General features: G+C 39.5%; 15 protein-coding genes and 1 tRNA gene. 5 read left to right on the forward strand and 11 right to left on the reverse strand.

Annotated elements, in window-relative coordinates; all coding sequences use genetic code 11:
- Positions 1-240 precede the first annotated feature (240 nt).
- A complete protein-coding gene (locus tag SLH46_RS11420; protein WP_320281316.1) occupies positions 241-1,566 on the forward strand; it encodes a DUF4270 family protein in 1,326 nt (441 codons plus the stop codon).
- 23 nt (positions 1,567-1,589) lie between these two features.
- Positions 1,590-2,831 carry a hypothetical protein gene (locus SLH46_RS11425; protein WP_320281317.1) on the forward strand — a complete coding sequence of 414 codons (1,242 nt, stop codon included), beginning with the start codon at positions 1,590-1,592 and terminating at the stop codon, positions 2,829-2,831.
- A 258-nt stretch (positions 2,832-3,089) separates the two neighbouring features.
- On the opposite strand, the gene SLH46_RS11430 is transcribed toward SLH46_RS11425, so the two are convergent.
- The 6 genes from SLH46_RS11430 to SLH46_RS11455 all read right to left on the reverse strand — a co-directional run bounded on the left by SLH46_RS11430 (position 3,090) and on the right by SLH46_RS11455 (position 9,556).
- Positions 3,090-3,815, reverse strand: coding sequence for a LytR/AlgR family response regulator transcription factor (locus SLH46_RS11430; protein WP_320281318.1), 726 nt, complete (start codon positions 3,813-3,815; stop codon positions 3,090-3,092).
- A gap of 664 nt (positions 3,816-4,479) precedes the next feature.
- Positions 4,480-7,059, reverse strand: coding sequence for a TonB-dependent receptor (locus SLH46_RS11435; protein WP_320281319.1), 2,580 nt, complete (start codon positions 7,057-7,059; stop codon positions 4,480-4,482).
- A gap of 25 nt (positions 7,060-7,084) precedes the next feature.
- On the reverse strand, positions 7,085-7,957 hold the full coding sequence (locus SLH46_RS11440; protein WP_320281320.1) for a FecR family protein: 873 nt from the start codon (positions 7,955-7,957) through the stop codon (positions 7,085-7,087).
- A 3-nt stretch (positions 7,958-7,960) separates the two neighbouring features.
- Positions 7,961-8,461 carry an RNA polymerase sigma-70 factor gene (locus tag SLH46_RS11445; RefSeq protein WP_320281321.1) on the reverse strand — a complete coding sequence of 167 codons (501 nt, stop codon included), beginning with the start codon at positions 8,459-8,461 and terminating at the stop codon, positions 7,961-7,963.
- 172 nt (positions 8,462-8,633) lie between these two features.
- Positions 8,634-9,140, reverse strand: a complete 507-nt coding sequence (locus SLH46_RS11450; protein ID WP_320281322.1) for an FKBP-type peptidyl-prolyl cis-trans isomerase — start codon at positions 9,138-9,140, stop codon at positions 8,634-8,636.
- A gap of 342 nt (positions 9,141-9,482) precedes the next feature.
- A tRNA-Arg gene (locus SLH46_RS11455) sits at positions 9,483-9,556 on the reverse strand.
- Positions 9,557-9,730: 174 nt separating this feature from the next.
- On the opposite strand from SLH46_RS11455, the gene SLH46_RS11460 reads away from it, so the two are divergent.
- Positions 9,731-10,903, forward strand: a complete 1,173-nt coding sequence (locus tag SLH46_RS11460) for an MFS transporter (RefSeq protein ID WP_320281323.1) — start codon at positions 9,731-9,733, stop codon at positions 10,901-10,903.
- Positions 10,904-11,063: 160 nt separating this feature from the next.
- On the forward strand, positions 11,064-11,684 hold the full coding sequence (locus SLH46_RS11465; RefSeq protein ID WP_320281324.1) for an HAD family hydrolase: 621 nt from the start codon (positions 11,064-11,066) through the stop codon (positions 11,682-11,684).
- On the opposite strand, the gene SLH46_RS11470 is transcribed toward SLH46_RS11465, so the two are convergent.
- On the reverse strand, positions 11,681-12,463 hold the full coding sequence (locus SLH46_RS11470) for an MBL fold metallo-hydrolase (RefSeq protein ID WP_320281325.1): 783 nt from the start codon (positions 12,461-12,463) through the stop codon (positions 11,681-11,683). The two genes, SLH46_RS11465 and SLH46_RS11470, sit on opposite strands and share 4 nt — an antisense overlap.
- A gap of 70 nt (positions 12,464-12,533) precedes the next feature.
- Here SLH46_RS11470 and SLH46_RS11475 point away from each other — a divergent pair, with 70 nt between their 5' ends.
- Positions 12,534-13,235 (forward strand): SAM-dependent methyltransferase, encoded by a 702-nt coding sequence (locus tag SLH46_RS11475; RefSeq protein ID WP_320281326.1) that lies wholly within the window; start codon positions 12,534-12,536, stop codon positions 13,233-13,235.
- A gap of 12 nt (positions 13,236-13,247) precedes the next feature.
- Here the strand turns inward: SLH46_RS11475 and SLH46_RS11480 are convergent, their stop codons facing one another.
- The 4 genes from SLH46_RS11480 to SLH46_RS11495 form a co-directional block, all read right to left on the reverse strand.
- The gene (locus tag SLH46_RS11480; RefSeq protein WP_320281327.1) at positions 13,248-14,309 is read right to left on the reverse strand and encodes an NUDIX domain-containing protein; all 1,062 of its coding nucleotides are present in this window, start codon (positions 14,307-14,309) and stop codon (positions 13,248-13,250) included.
- Between the two features lie 12 nt (positions 14,310-14,321).
- A complete protein-coding gene (locus SLH46_RS11485; RefSeq protein WP_320281328.1) occupies positions 14,322-14,870 on the reverse strand; it encodes an FKBP-type peptidyl-prolyl cis-trans isomerase in 549 nt (182 codons plus the stop codon).
- Positions 14,871-14,933: 63 nt separating this feature from the next.
- Entirely contained in the window at positions 14,934-15,434 is a 501-nt protein-coding gene (locus tag SLH46_RS11490) for an FKBP-type peptidyl-prolyl cis-trans isomerase (protein ID WP_320281329.1), read from the reverse strand.
- An 11-nt stretch (positions 15,435-15,445) separates the two neighbouring features.
- Entirely contained in the window at positions 15,446-16,477 is a 1,032-nt protein-coding gene (locus SLH46_RS11495; RefSeq protein WP_320281330.1) for a DHH family phosphoesterase, read from the reverse strand.
- Positions 16,478-16,544: the final 67 nt, after the last annotated feature.

Raw genomic sequence — 16,544 nt, forward strand, 5'->3', positions numbered from 1 at the left:
CCTAAGTCTGTTTACAGTGATAAAAAAGGAATTTGGACTACAAGCGAAAAAGTATAGATTAACCGATGTTTTTTATCGTTAATCGCCAATTTATTCCTGATTCTTCGTGGTTTTATCGTTAAAAAGTTCTAAAAGAAACATTTTATACCGAATGGTCTGTAACAATAGCTGTTTGGTATATATTCTTTTACCGTAAGGCAATTCTTTTCTTCATTTGAGGCCGAAAACAGAAAATATACAATGAAGAAAAAAGCATTTATTGCCCTTGTTGGCTGGTTATTTTTATTGTCGTGCCACGATGAAGAATCCTTAATGGTTTCGCTTGGCGACAATTACATTAATAGCCAAACAAATGTTGCACTGATTGATACCATCCAGGTACTATTGTCGACAGTTAAAATTGACTCGGTGCCCACATCCGAAAGCGACTATTTATTAAGCGGAAGTTATACCGATACTGATTTAGGAAAAATAAGTGCTACCGGCTACGCTCAAATTGGTATGCCATCGGCCGACATTGACGATGATGAAATTTTCGATTCGATTGTAATTTGTATGAATTACAGCGGAATGGCCTATGGCGATACGCTTTTGCCTCAAACCATTAAAGTACACCGTGTACGCGAAGATATTGAACCAAGCGACGAATACGACGAAGAACCGTACTTGTACAACACCACAAAATTTAAATACGATGAAACTCCGCTAGGATCAACAACAGTTGTTCCTAAGCCCAATTTCCATGATACAATTGCCATTCGCTTAAACGATGAACTGGGGCTGGAATTCCTCTCCTATCTTCGCGACGAAGACGATGAGCTGGAAACTTTAAGCGAGTTCCTCGAGTATTTTCAGGGAGTAGCACTGGTTCCCGGAGACGAAAACAATTCGATATTAAGCTTCGATGCCGATTCTTCATTTCAAATTAAAGTATATACCCACATAATAGAGGAAGTTAAAAAGAATTTAACCTACACTTTCAACTACGAAAGTACCAGCCAAAACCACTTTAACAATGTTACCAACGATGTAAGTGGCATGCCACTGGAACAGCTTACCACACAAAAAGAAGCTGTTTCGTCAAATCTATTGGACAAACGTGCCTACCTGCTTGGCAGCCTTGGATACACCACTCGGATCGATTTTCCGGGCATCACCCAGATTCTGGAGGTAGAATACAAAAACATATTGTACAATGCGGAATTGGTGCTAAAACCACTTGCCGGCACCTATAAAAACCAGGGAGAGCTGCCCGAAGAACTTTTACTTTACTATACTGATAAACGTAACAATGTTCTTTCGGAATTGACCGATGATGATGGTTATTCCATACCATCAGTTTTGTATTACGACGAGTTTTACAATGAATCGACACAGTACATTTTTGATATCACCAATTTTATTTACAACGAACTGAGCGATGGCTATGTTGATCCGGAAGACGGATTGCTGGTAATGTTACCCGATACAGAATATGGCGGCACGCTTAACAATGTGGTCTTCGACGCACGTACACTTTCAAATTATCGCCCTACCCTCAACCTGTACTATGTTTTTTACGAATAGCCGGCAGGCTCAAATTGAATAAAATGAATAGATTTCTCACGATAAGCATTCTCTTCCTATTTTTGATTTCACCATTTTGCGGAAAGGCACAAAATACCGTTTCGCCCTACTCCATTTTCGGACCGGGAGAAATTCGAAATGGTGGATTTGGCGCCAATCTGGGCATGGGAGGAAGTGGAATTGCACTTGAATCGACAAATAGCCTGAATGCGCTTAATCCGGCGTCGTATGCCGGAATGGACAGCCTGAAACTGATCTTTGAGTTCGGTCTTCAGGGGAAAGGCTACAACATCAGTAATTCCAACCAGTCGATTTCGGGTTTCGAAGCCAATCTGGCCTATTTTGCCCTTGGTTTTAAATACACTCCGTGGATGGCCGGTTCGTTTGGAATGATGCCTTTTAGTACCGTTGGCTACTCGATTAACCGAACAAACTACATTGAAGGTACCAACGAGCAATATATTTCACAATATGTTGGAAGTGGCGGTATAACCCGTTTTTACTTTGCCAATGCCATCAAACTGCTTAAAAAGTTGTCGCTTGGCGTAAATACGTCGTACCTGTTTGGGCCGCTAATTCAGGAAGAATACATTACCGGCTCTACGATGGTGCCTTCTATGATGATTGAACGGAAAGACTTTTTGCGGAGTTTTTACTTTGATTTCGGGCTTCAGTACCAATTCATTTCAGGCCGAACAGACTATTCACTCGGTTTAACTTATGCACCTGAACAAAGCCTGAGCTCAAAACATATTGTAACCGCATATGACAGTGACTATTCCACCATTCAGGCGCAACAATATAAAACCGAATACCTGGTAATTCCACAGATTTTTGGAGCAGGAATTGGGGTAACACGCGAACGGATGAGCCTTGCATTTGATTACACGTTTCAGCAATGGAGCAATGTAGATTACCCGATTCAGGCTGAAGAATTTGCCGACTCGCACCGTTTCTCTGCAGGATTTGAAGTTAACCCTTGGGAACGCCGCGCCATTAATCCAGGTTATAAAAACTGGACGTACCGAATGGGATTTAGCCACGAATCGTCGTACCTGAAATTTGGTAACACAACATTGGGTAGCAACGCTCTTACGCTAGGTGCCGGAATTCCGCTATATGGAGCTATTTCAAATATGGATATATCATTAACCGGAGGTACTTACGGAAGCACATCCGGTCACCTTACAAAAGAAAAATACCTGATTCTTAATATTGGTTTCAGTTTGAATGAAATGGCATTCCTAAAACGTGTAATCGACTAATTTAATCGATTACCGTTACGAGAACTCCAACATTCGTGAGATTAAATCATCTTAACTGAGCAAGGATATAAAACGTCCTTACTCAGTTAAACTTTTTAAGAAAGAGATTGTAAAGCAGCCTCGAGAATGTTGCTTTTCGCTAAAAAAAAATCGCAAAAGCACCTGTTTGTGTAAAACTCACAAAGGTTTTACAGATGATTCTGCGATGTAAAATGTAATACTGAAATGATTGTTGGGAGTAAAAAAGCCAAAAATTAATCAGACACGAAGTTCTTCCATTTTCTGACTAAAAATAGAACGATAACTTTCGCCAATCGGAATAAATTTATCTTTTATCATTACCTGGGTTTTGTTGATCGCGTTGATATGATCGAGCCCGACGATGTATGATTTATGTACACGCGAGAATTTTTCGGAAGGCAGATTCTGCTGCAACCTTTTTAACGAATTCAGCGTGATAACCGGTTTGTTGTTCTCTTTGGTGTATATTTTAATGTAGTCTTTTAATCCCTCGATGTACAAAATATTGTTCACCTTAATTAAAATCGTTTTATAATCTGTTTTAACCAAAATGGTTTTATGTCCCAGCTCCTGGTGTTCAGGCTCGGGAACAAATTCGGTTCTTTTAACTTCCGGTGCACTGCACTCGTAAGCTTTATTTGCTGTTTTCAGAAAACGGTCGAAAGTCAATGGTTTTAAAAGAAAATCGAGTGCATTAAGATTGTAACCCTCAACGGCCAGTTCCGGCTTGTCCGATACAAATACAAAAAGTGGTTTATGCTCCAGGCTTTTTATAAAATCAACGCCTGAAACCTTCGATAATACTGTATCAACAAATACAATATCAATTTTTTCCCTGCGAAGAATTTCATAGGCATCAAAAACCGACGAGCAGTACGATACCAAATGAAAGTATGGCACCATACTTACCATCTCTTTTAAAGGACTTTGTGCGTGAGGTCTTTCAAGTATAATACATTTCATTTCTCCAGTAGTTTTCAGTTTTTTGTTTTGCATTACGCAATTAATTGTTGTGGCATTGCAATTTATGAACTAATACAGGCATTTGCCTAAATACCATACCCCAAAAAATCTTAAGATGTTTTAAAGGGTGTTAAACCTTATGTTATTCAGGTGATCGACAAATTGCTCGAAGTCTAAAAAACAATCCGCCTGTTGAGGCGGATTGTTGAACCAAACTGTTTCTAGTCTTCGGCCTCTGCCTGAAAACATGTATAATACAGGTGGGTTATATTTTACCCTACCCTAAAAAATTATTTTTTTGATTTTTTTACCCTCTCTCCTGTCTCTCCCTTTTGAAGGGAAAGACGATTAGACTGTAAAAGGAACTACAAACGTTAATAATTTGATTGATTACTTCATGAAATACTGCCCAATCGTCCTTCCTTGCTTGCAGGGAAGGATAAGAGGATGGGTATAATTATGTGGTTAACAGAACATCCTAAAAACAGCAAAAGCACAAATCTCTATCAAAATAAAGAAATGCACTTTTGCACGAAGTAGAGTACTTTAAATTCTTCTGTTACTACCTTCTGTCTAACTAAACCTATGAATCACACTGTTATTTGCTTGTACATCTAATACAAATCAAAAATGAAATACCCTACTGTGAATAAGAAATTGTTGATCAGAAACTGAAATTGATGAAAAAGTTAAGCGTAATATCCTGAGCTTTAATTGGGGTAATCTCAGTAATTGAATTTCCCTGGAAATTAAATTCGCGAACATAAACTCCAAGGTAATTTTGGGTATTAAATGCATTTAATAAGGACGCTCCGGGTTTAATATTCACTTTTTTGATATTGAAGTTATAATTAGCCGAAAGATCTACCCTAAAATAATCAGGCAAACGTTTATATTCCCGGGTTACGTTAAAATCGCTGTCTTTCTCTGTTGATGCAATATACGGACTACCAGTTGTGTATTGCATAACTCCCGAAAAATTCCATCGCTTGTGCGAGAACATGTTGGTCCATTTTAACTCGTGTCTTTGGTCGTATAAAGCCGGAACATCTGCACCGTTGTTAATTTCATCGAAATTACGTGTTGATTTACTTAACGAATAAGCCAGCCAGCTACTAAAATTTGTAATCTGGTATTTTGCAAGGAAATCAATACCATAAGCTTTTCCGTCTCCGGCAATAAAAAGACTGAGTGGTTCTTCGCCAGGTTCTACTGAAGGAGTTTCACCGGGTGTTCTGTCGGGTTCCGAAAACAAATATTCCTGCAAACCGCTAACATTTTTATAATAGCCTTCAACATCGAAAAAGAATTTACCGGCAGTAATACTCGTACCTAAAATTAAATGTTCGGACGAAACAACCGGATTGCGGTCGCCTTCGGCCAAAACCCAGAAGTCGCGATTATAGCCATATGTCTGCTCTGTGGCTATTTTATTCAGAAACTGGTAATATTTCCCGGCAGCCATTTTTAGCAATACGTTTTCGTTTGCCATGTAATGAACAGCGAATCTTGGCTCGAAATAAAATTTATCCTTTTCGTCGTAATAATTTATTCGAAAACCTGGTTTTACAAACCATTTTTCACCAACTGCTATTTTATCCTGAATAAAACCAGTATACAACGTGGCCGATTTTTCCAGTTTACTGTACACTACATCGTCATCGGCATCTTTATAATAATTGAATGTTGTATAACGCGATGCCACACCAAATTCCAGCTGATTGGCAGTATTTAGAAAAACGGTACTCTTATAGGACAAGAAATAATCGATTAACTTATTTTCTTCGTTGGTAGCCTGATATTCGCGCCGGTCGTTCACGGGAATCTGAACATCAACTGAATCGGATAAAGTAGTGTTGTTGTAATAATCGTTGTAATACCCCGAATGCCCCAACTGTAATTCGCTGACATAATTGGGCTTATGCTGCGTTTTCCACGATATTCCAAATCCGTAGTTTCCCCACTTATTAATGTCTTTTGTGTCGATCTCGATAAAATCTTTCTCCAGAACATTCGAGCTGTTTAAGTTATCTTTTGCCCCATATGCACTAAACGAAACAATATCCTTTTTGCTTGGAGTCCATGTTAGTTTGGTGTTAAAATCACTAAAATAAAACTCCGGTTCTATTGCCTCATCAGCATCGGGGAAACGGCTCGCCCTGCCCGTTTGTTTGGCCAAAATTGCATCGGCCAGCCAGCTTGAATATACATCGGAATAAGCACGTCTGCCGGCCGCTACCAGCGACAATTTCTCGGAAATTGGAATTTCGGTTGTAAGGTTAGCGCTTATTAAATTCACGCCCCCATAAACCCTCGGTTTTGTTTTGTCGCCACTTTTGCCTGTAATTTCAACTATTCCGGATACACGCTCACCGTAACGCGAATCAAATCCGCCACGGTAAACCTGAATATCTTTTATAACATTAGGATTAAGTGCTGAAAAAACACCAAAAAAGTGGTCGAGATTATACAAGGTAAAACCGTCAAAAGTTACCAGGTTCTGGTCGGCAGAACTTCCTCTGATATTCAACTGCGACGAGTTTTCCTGCGTACTGATACCGGGTAAAAGCTGAAGAGTTTTAAACACGTCGGTTTCGCCAAAATTGGGTAAATCTGCAAATCGCCTCGGATTAAACGTAACATGACCCGCATCGTTGCTAACTTCCAGCATTTCGAGTTTGTGCCCCTGCACATCGATGGTGGCAATATTTTGAAGTTTTTGCTGCAACGCGAAATTGAATACCTTATTTTCGGGGGTGACTGTAATTACCGTGTCGAGCGTTTGATAGCCCAAATAACGCACCTGGAAGAAATATGCACTGTTTTGTTGCAGTTTTACACTGAAAACCCCATCAACAGTTGATGGAATAACTGCACCTTTTTGCCCAACCAAAACCGTGGCATAAGGTAACCGTTCGCCCGATTCGCTATCGGATATATATCCCGAAACCCGAATCTCAAGCGGCATAGACTCAACACCATTCTCACCAATTTTGAAAATTAACCAGGTATTGTATTTTAATTCTGCCCGGTATCCTGTGCCATTTAGTAACCAAGTGAATACGTCGGAGATACTGTCTGTTTCAAGACTGCCGTCAACTGTAAATTGTTCCAGATTGTCGGCATCAAAAGAAATACGATTATTTGTTTTTCCGGCCACCTCTACCAGAGCAGAAGAAACAGGAGTTTGATTGAATTGAAATTTGAATTGCTGAGCCCGTCCGAAAAACGGAATCAATAACAATAAAACAACAACTATATAGGGAAGTCTATTTCTTTTCCGTGATTGTAATTTTATTGTTGTTAACGTCATACTCAAGTTCCATCGGGATACACACAACATCTAAAGCTTCCTGAAGATTTTTATTGGAAAAGTCCAGTGTTGCTCTTCGTTCGTCGTTTCCATCGAACGAAACTTTAACATCAAACTGTCTTTCCAGCTCAGCAAAAATAGTGCTAAGCTTTGTTTCTTCAAAATGTAAAATTCCTTCTTTCCAAGATGTGGTGTTTTCTATGGTCTCTGAAGTTGATTTCTGAAGCTCTTCCTCGTTTAAACGAACCATTTGTCCGGGAGTAATAATTTGCTCCTGATTTTGATGACGTACAAGTACTTTACCTTCTAAACAACTTACCCAAAACTCGTTGTTTCTTGAAAACACATTCAACTGTGTTCCAAGTATTTCTACATCTCCATTTTTGGTACTGATTACAAATTCGTTTCCTTTTTCCACATCAAAAAAGGCCTCTCCTGTAAGTGTAAGGTAGCGTTGTTTATTAAATTTTCGTTTGTTCCATTTTAGTTTCGAGCCAGCGTTTAAAACAACTTCCGATCCATCGGGCAAAGTTATTTCCTGCTGCTCGGCAAAGGAAGTTCGAACCTGCTTAGCCGACAATAAACCAGGCACCACTTTAACTGACAATAGAATTAGAGCAACTGCTGCGGCAACTTTCATGTAACGTATTATAGGTAAGGTACGTGTGGGTTCTTTTTCCTCAATATTATTCAGAATATCGTTCAGAATATCTTGCTGTGGCCTTCCGGCAGGCGGAACAAAACTACCGGCCACATTAAGGATCTGCTCCTCTGAATCCATTTTTCTGAATTCTTCGTGTGTTATTTTATTTCCGTTATCGGTAGACATTTTCTATAATTTGTGTTTAATCGTTTTTTTCAAATCAGTTAAGGCATTTTTCATTCGCTTCTCAACAGCTTTTACGCTTATTCCGAGATTTTCTGCTATTTCTTTATAAGTAAATCCGTCTATTCTGTTCATTAAAAATACGGTTCTGTTCTTTTCGGTAAGCCCGGCAATTCCGTTCTGCAATTTTATATTAAACTCTTTCAGTTCCAGCTCAAACTCAGGCGACACATCCCACTGGTTTCGGTCGTAATTATTGGCAAACTCGTAAACCACCTGCTGATGCTCGAACCTGTTTATGCACAAGTTATTGGCAATGGTGTAAAGCAACGATTTCATCGTATTTTGTCTTATTTCGTTACGTTTCTCCCATACCTTTGTAAATGTATCCTGTGCAATGTCTTCTGCCACTTCAATATCTCCAACCTTGTAGTACACGTAGTTCTTAATTGGCAGAAACATTTCGTTAAACAATGCTATAAATTCTCTTTTCTCTATACCCGGCATAGAAACAGTTTTCTGTAAATCGAACTTAATTTAATCAATTTTCATCTGTTTACAATGTTTATTTTTCAAAGTCACAGATGCCTGCCTGTCGTCAGACAGGGAACTCGTCTCGATAATTCGGAACTCGTTTCACATATTATACAGTTTTTCGCCTGTTTACCCTACCTCCAAATCAGTTGGCAGGTTTTATATCGTGCATTTCGATGGCGAAAATAAGCGTTTGGTACGCCCCGATACTCCCATAACCATATTCGCCATAGGCCAGAGTAGAAGGAACAATAAACTGCATTTGGCTGCTATCCCGCATCACCGAAAGTGCATTCTGAAATCCGGTTATTAGCGATTGCTCGCCATAAACAAACTCCCAAATTCCATCGGTAGCCCACTCTTCGGATGTATCGAATAAGGTTCCATCAGAAAAATAGCCATTATAACTTATTGAAAGTGTGTCCCCTTCAACCGGCGATTCCCCCACTCCTTCGTTAAAAACCACATAGTACACGCCCAGGGCTGTTGTGTCAATATCGTATCCTTCAGCAACAAGTCCGCTAAGCAGGTCACTCAACTCGATCATTTCCTCCTTGTAGGTTCGGTCATCCGTTTCCACATCGAGGCACGATGTAAATAACACAAGCGGAATTACGAAGCTAAGAATCGAACGTAATGTAAAATTTGTCATAGTTGTGTTTTTAGAATTCAAACTTTTCTGATGCAAAACAACCCGCCTCACCAGGCGGGTTGCTACTAACTGTTTCCGTTTTTTACCATTAAAACCTCAAAATTAATTACAACTTTAATCGTAATCATTCATAATACAGGTACATGGAAAGTTACCCTACTGGAAATTTCTTGTTTTTGAAAAGAATATTTTTTCTGAATTGTGCAGATGAAGTAGCTGGAAGTAGTAATTATCCGCTAAATGAGAAATCCTTCAATATAATTTGTCCCCCTATTTTCACCCCCTTTAAACGAAAAAAGCACCGAAACCATTGATTTCAGTGCCTTTATGTTGTACAAATAGTACCCCGGACGGGATTCGAACCCATGACCTACTGCTTAGAAGGCAGTTGCTCTATCCAACTGAGCTACCGAGGCGTACCTTATTTTTAAAGACCACTGCTTAGAAAGCAGTCTTTAATTTTGCGCTGCAAAAGTATAAATCTAATTGCAAATAACAAATTACTACGTTCAAATATATAAAAACGCGGTGTTATTTTTCGCCAGAATCTTCCTGTTCATTCAATTTGCTATTTTTGTGACCGTATTAAAATGGCAAATTTCAGCAAAAATATACCGCGCCTCTATATCATAAAAATCTCGAAATGGTTTAATATGGTTATGCCCATTATGTTGCTTTTTTATAAAAGTAACGGATTGGGATCGTACGAACTATTTGTGCTAAAAGCTATTTATTCGGTTGCTGTTGTTGTTATGGAAATCCCTTCGGGTTGGATGGCAGATGTTTGGGGACGTAAAAAAACGCTTATTCTTGGAAGCATTTTAGGAAGCCTTGGATTTCTAATCTACAGCTTCTCCTATGGATTTTGGGCGTTTGTTGCAGCTGAAGTTGTACTGGGCATAGGACTTTCATTTATTTCGGGGGCGGATTCGGCTTTACTTTACGACAGTCTGAAAGCAGATAACAAAACTGATAAATATACGCGTGAAGAAGGACGAATTACTTCTGCCGGGAATTTTGCAGAGGCCATAGCGGGCGTGGTTAGTGGTTTGCTGGTTTATTTTAGTTTACGAACACCGTTTTATTTTCAGTTTGGAGTGGCGGCACTGGCAATTCCTGCGGCATTTACACTAATTGAGCCTAAAGTACATTCGGTTGAGCATGTACATTCCATAAAGAAACTGGTTACCAACATAAAAAACTCGCTGATTACGAACACGAATTTAAGAGTTGCCATATTGCTATCAGCGCTTACAGGAACTGCTACACTAACTTTTGCGTGGTTGGTTCAGCCATTTTTTGTGGCGATTGGACTACCCGAAGAATTGTTTGGGATATTCTGGACAGCACTAAATTTAAGTGTGGGCATTTCTTCGGTACTTGCGTATAAAGTAGAACTGTTTTTGGGAAAACGCTGGTCGGTTTTAATTGTTATTCTTTTGTTGTCATTCGGATACTTTTTATCCGGAATCACCATCTCGTACTGGGGATTTGGTTTTCTTTTTCTCTTTTACCTGGTGCGTGGTTTGGCCACCCCTATTTTTAAGAACTACATTAACCAATACACCGACAGCGAAGTGCGGGCAACCATGCTTTCGGTAAGGAATTTTATTATTCGAATGGCCTTTGCGGGAATTGGACCACTGCTAGGATGGATTACCGACAACGTGAGTTTAAATAAGGCATTTTTACTGGCCGGAATCATTTATCTTGTGGCGGCAACAGCGGTTTCGCTTCCGTGGCTACGAACGAAAAAAGAATAATGAATGTCGATTTACGATTGACTGAAAAACAAAAAAGTCCGAAAATTCAGTTCTGAAATCATAATTCGTTAATCAGCATTCGAAAATCAATATTTACAGCTTTACTTGTTTATAGATTTGAAATACGATGTTTTATTCAGCAACTTGAAAATGAATTGTAATGAGCAAATCAGTACTGATATTCGATCTCGATAATACCATTTACCCGGTAAGTTCAATTGGTGCAAAACTATTTAAAACCTTGTTTGCTGCCATTGAAAAAAGTGGTGAATACCAGGGAGATTTTGAAACAATTAAGCTGGAAATTCAACGCACTCCTTTTCAAAAGGTAGCACAAACCTTCTCTTTTAGCGAACCACTGCTCCAGGAATGTATGGCTATTCACATCAACCTGACTTACGATGAGCCAATGCAGTATTTTCCGGATTATGAGCTGGTACGAAAACTTCCACAAACAAAGTTTTTAGTAACCTCGGGGTTTAGCAAATTGCAACACAGTAAAATTGATAACCTCGGTATTCGCGAAGATTTTAAAGAAATTGTTATTCTCGACCTGCAAGAGTCGGATCAAACCAAAAAGGACATTTTCGAATACCTTTTAGAGAAATACAAATTACCAAAAGACGCGATTTTAATTGTTGGCGACGATATCAAGTCAGAAGTTCAGGCGGGGAAAGAACTTGGAATCGACACGGTTATTTACGATCGTCTGGAGAAATATTCCAACACTGCTTACGCCAACCGAATCGAAAATTTTGCCGAACTCGAAAAGTTTCTTTAGACTTCAAGTTTAAGTCCATCGTAGGCCAAAAACACATTCTCAGGCAATTCTTTTAGCACATCGTCGTGCTTGCCAAAAGCATGGCTAATATGTGTAAGATAGGTCTGTTCGGGTTTAATATTTTCCACGATTTCCAATACCTCTTCCAGGTTAAAATGCGATAAATGCTTTTCTTTTCTGAGGCAGTTAATGATCAGGATTTTTGTGCCTCGGATTTTCTCCAGTTCACTCTCTTCAATAAAATTTGTATCGGTAATGTAGGTTAAATCCCCTACCCGGTAACCATAAACCGGTAATTTGTGATGCCAACAACGAATCGGAGTAAACTCAACACCATCAACAGCGAACGGCACATCATCAACTTTACGCAATTCCATCTTCGGGATGCCCGGATATTTAAACGTTGCAAACACATAGTTAAAAATACGTTTGATCGCTTTCTGTACCCGTTCTTCGGCAAAAATCTCCATATGATTCTTTTGAATCCAGTTGAAAGAACGGATATCATCCAGACCAAAAATATGATCGACATGTTCGTGTGTCAGTAAAATTGCCCGGAGCGATTTCACATTCTCACGCAACATCTGCTGCCGAAAATCCGGACCGGCATCAATTACAAAATTCTGATCATTAATAGTGAGCATCAACGACGATCGTAGGCGCTTGTCTTTTTTGTTCTCCGAAGTACAAACATCACAACCACAAGCAACAACAGGCACTCCTTGTGAGGTGCCCGTGCCCAAAAGTGTCGCTTTTATTTTTATTGAAGGATTTGCCATTTGCGCCAAAATTAACAAAAGCAGTTGTGAAATAACAAGAATCACTACTTTTGCAAAAATCTTTTAACGAATGGCAACACTTTATCTCGTCCCGAATGTTTTGGCCGAAGGCGAATGGCAAATAGTTATGCCGGCACAGGTTGAGACTATTTTAACTCAAACAAAGTATTTTATTGTGGAAAATGTGCGCACAGCACGCAGATTTATGAAACAGGTAAATCGCGAGATAAACATTGATGAGTGTACATTTTATGAGATTAACAAACGAACCAACGATGCCGATTTACCGCGCTTTTTAAAGCCAATTGTTGACGGATATGATGTGGCTGTAATTTCCGAAGCCGGATGTCCGGGTGTTGCCGATCCGGGTGCCGAGGTTGTTAAAATTGCCCATAAACGCGGTATTAAAGTGGTTCCTATTGTTGGACCATCTTCAATTCTTCTGGCATTAATGGCCTCGGGAATGAACGGGCAGAATTTTGCATTTAAAGGTTATTTGCCCGTAAAACCACAGGAACGGACGAAAGAATTACAATCGTTGGAAAAAACAATCAGAAACAGCCAACAAACGCAGATTTTTATCGAAACACCTTACCGAAATAATCAGCTGGTTAATGATGTTCTAAAATCGTGTTCGCCATCAACACTGTTTTGTGTAGCGGCAAATATTACCGGCGAGAATGAATTTATCCAAACCAAAACCATTCAGGATTGGAAAAAAGCCGGTGTTCCCGATCTACACAAACAACCGGTAATCTTTTTGTTGGGGTAAATAAGCGATTTATTAAATCAATTTGAGTTCTTGCAGTAACCTGAACTCCACTTCGAAATTTGGTGTAAAAACACCCTTCCCAAGGTTTTTCTCCACTTGTTTTTTTGTCCAGAAACGGAGTTCTTCCACTTCGTCTGACTGGATGCCAAAACCTTTATAATCGAATGTAGTAAACAAATAAACCAACTCGGCTTCTACTTCCGATTCCCATTTGTACACTTTCTGCAATTTTGCTGAAAACTCCTTTAAACCAATCTCCTCAAAAACTTCCTTTTTTAAAGCCTGCTCCAGCGTTTCTCCTGCTGAAATATGACCACCAACAGCGGTATCCCATTTTCCGGGTTGAATAAGTTTATCAGCCGGGCGTTTTTGAACCAGGATTGATCCTTTATTATTGAGCACGTGCAAATGCACAACAGGATGTAATAATTTGCTGCCGTTATGCACCTGGCTGCGTGGCGCCTGTCCGGTAACTTTTCCCTGTTCATCAACAAGTGGCACCCATTCTTCGTTTGTAAGTGCTTTTTGTTTACGTTTCTGACGAAGGAATTCGTAGATAAAATAAACGCCAAAAATAATATAGAACAAACCACCGCTAATAAAAGCCCAGGCTTCTTTGCTCATATAAAATGCCGAATAAAACACCAATACAGTATGCAACAAAAAGATGAAAAACAGGCTCTTCATACTTTGTCGCATCTGTTGCATTTGGGTACTGTTAAACGCTACATCTATCATATAGCGCTGCCCCATTAATCCAACAATATTTATTTTTGAGAATGCTGAAATGGCAAGAACTGCAACCAAGATCAATTCAATCAATCCCGGTTTCAGCTTGAAAAAAATATCGTTATCGAGTAAAATAGAAACGCCACCAAGAACAACAAGCAGCAGTGTATCAAAAAGCACAAATTTTTCGAATCGCTTTTCTTTAATGGCAATCCAGGCCATTTCTGCCACACCGACACCAATGGCAACAAAAAGCCCGATTTTAGTCCCCCATATTTCATCGGCAGCGATGAATACAAACAGAGGAATAAAACCGGGTAATAACTTTTTAACGAGCTGTGACAAAGAACAAGCAGTTTATTCTTCTTCTTCGGAGCCAGTGTTATAAGGAATCACCTTATAAATCTCTACCTCCATTAATACAGTCTGAAATGCCCCGACAGTATAACCCGAACCACTCTGGCCATAGGCCAACTCCGAGTTAATTACTAATCTTGAGCGTGTTCCGGGTTGCATATAGGTCAAACCTTCTTCAAGTCCGGTAATTGAACCACCGCTACCCACAGTAACCAGGTAAGGTTCATAACGGTGTCCGTCGAGAAAGCCACTTGTTTCGTCTACTAAAGTACTGTCCGGCCCTTCATCTGTATCTTCTAAGGCCCATGTAGCATAAAATAGCTGAACCTGGTCGCCAACTTTAATGGTATCACCTTCGCCATATCCAGGTTCGTTAAAATAATAAAGACCAGATGGTGTTGCTTCTGCTCCCGGATGGGCAATTGCGAGATACTCATCCAGCAGATCTAACTCTGCTTCTCTCATTTTTTGGTAATCAATGCCATCGCTACAGGCAAAAAACGCAAAGGCCGTTACTACCAATAAAATATTTGAAAATGTTTTCTTCATCTGACTTTTAATTATTTCCTATTCCTAAAAACAGTGTGGTTCAACTTAAATTTTGCTGCAAATTTAATCAAGTGGTTTTATTTCTACCATATCTACAACAAAAACTAACGAAGTATTAGGCGGAACACTTCCATAACCCGTCGTTCCGTAGGCTAATTCCGAAGGAATAATCAGGAATGCTCTTCCTCCTTCGTCAATAACCTGCATTCCATCGGTCCATCCAGGAATAACTCCCTCGTCGCCTAATTCAAACTCCCAGGTATTATCTCCGGTTGAATCAAATACACTTCCATCGATAAAGAAGCCGGTATACATTACTTCGCAAGTATCTCCAATAACCGGGTAAGTTCCGTTTCCAACCGAGTCGATTACATAATAAACACCCAAAGCTGTTGTATCGATATCTAAACCACGGTTTTGAAGCGTATCGAGATATTCACTTAACAAGGCATCTTCTTCTGCTTGTGTTGGCGGAATATATTCTTCACCCTCCTCAATACACGATACCACTACTACTCCAATAATAATCGCCAATAAAAATCTTGTAACTAATCTCCAATTCATTTTTAACATTTTTAAATTGTTGTTTCCAACAATTGATGCTTATACTCAGGTAAAAGTTGCGTGAACTTTAATAAAGTTTTTTCAAAATCTAACTCCGACTCCCCTCCGGCAGCGTTCAAATGTCCGCCACCATTGAAATGGCTCGATGAAAATTCGTTTGCCGGAAAATTTCCTTTCGATCGAAAAGATGCTTTTACGTACTCATCTTTTTCGATAAACAGCGCACTGAAAACTATATTTTTTATCGACAGCGGGTAATTTACAAATCCTTCGGTATCGCCCGGCTGAAAGTTGAATCGTTCCAATTCTTCCTTAGTAATACTTATTACAGCGGCTCTGTACTCCGGAAAAACCTGCATTTTTTCGTTGAGGCAGAATCCGAGCAGTTTCATTCTATCGGCGGAGAAATTATGAAATACTGCCGACTGTATTTTATCGGTTTCAATATCGTGGTTCAGTAATTCAGAAACCACTTTAAAGGTATTTTTCGAAATGTTGTGGCTAAAACCTCCGGTATCGGTTAAAATTCCGGTGTAAAGTGCCTCGGCAGCTTTTTGCGAAAAATACGGGCTAAAACCGGTTTCGGTCAGCACATCAAAAACCAGTTCGCATGTTGAGCTGTAAGATGTTTCAGAAACCATAAAATCGCAAAATTGCGTTGGGTATGGATGATGATCGATCAACACCTTTTTCTTGTCAAATTCAAGAATTTTCTTCTCCAGTTTTCCGGCTCGCGAAGCCTCGTTAAAATCGACACATATCATTGCATCGGCCTGTTTCAACCAGCTTTTAGCTTTCTTTTTATCCTTGTCGTAAATAATAACCGGAACATCGGCAGAAAACCATTTTAGAAACACGGGATAATCGTTTGAGGATAATACTTTTACCTCGTGTCCGAAATCGGCAAGTACCTGTCCAAGCCCAAGGGCCGAACCAATAGCATCACCATCCGGATTTTCATGCGGAACAATTACCAGCTTCATTTTCGAGGCTGACAGCAAAGTCTTAATCGATGTAATAATCTCTATGTCAGTATTTTTCAAAATATTCAAAAATTAGAATTGGCAAAGATAAAAAATCTTACCTCGCAGTAAAACTGATAGTTCTCAA

It is taken from the genome of Draconibacterium sp. IB214405, from assembly GCF_033963885.1.
Lineage (GTDB): Bacteria > Bacteroidota > Bacteroidia > Bacteroidales > Prolixibacteraceae > Draconibacterium.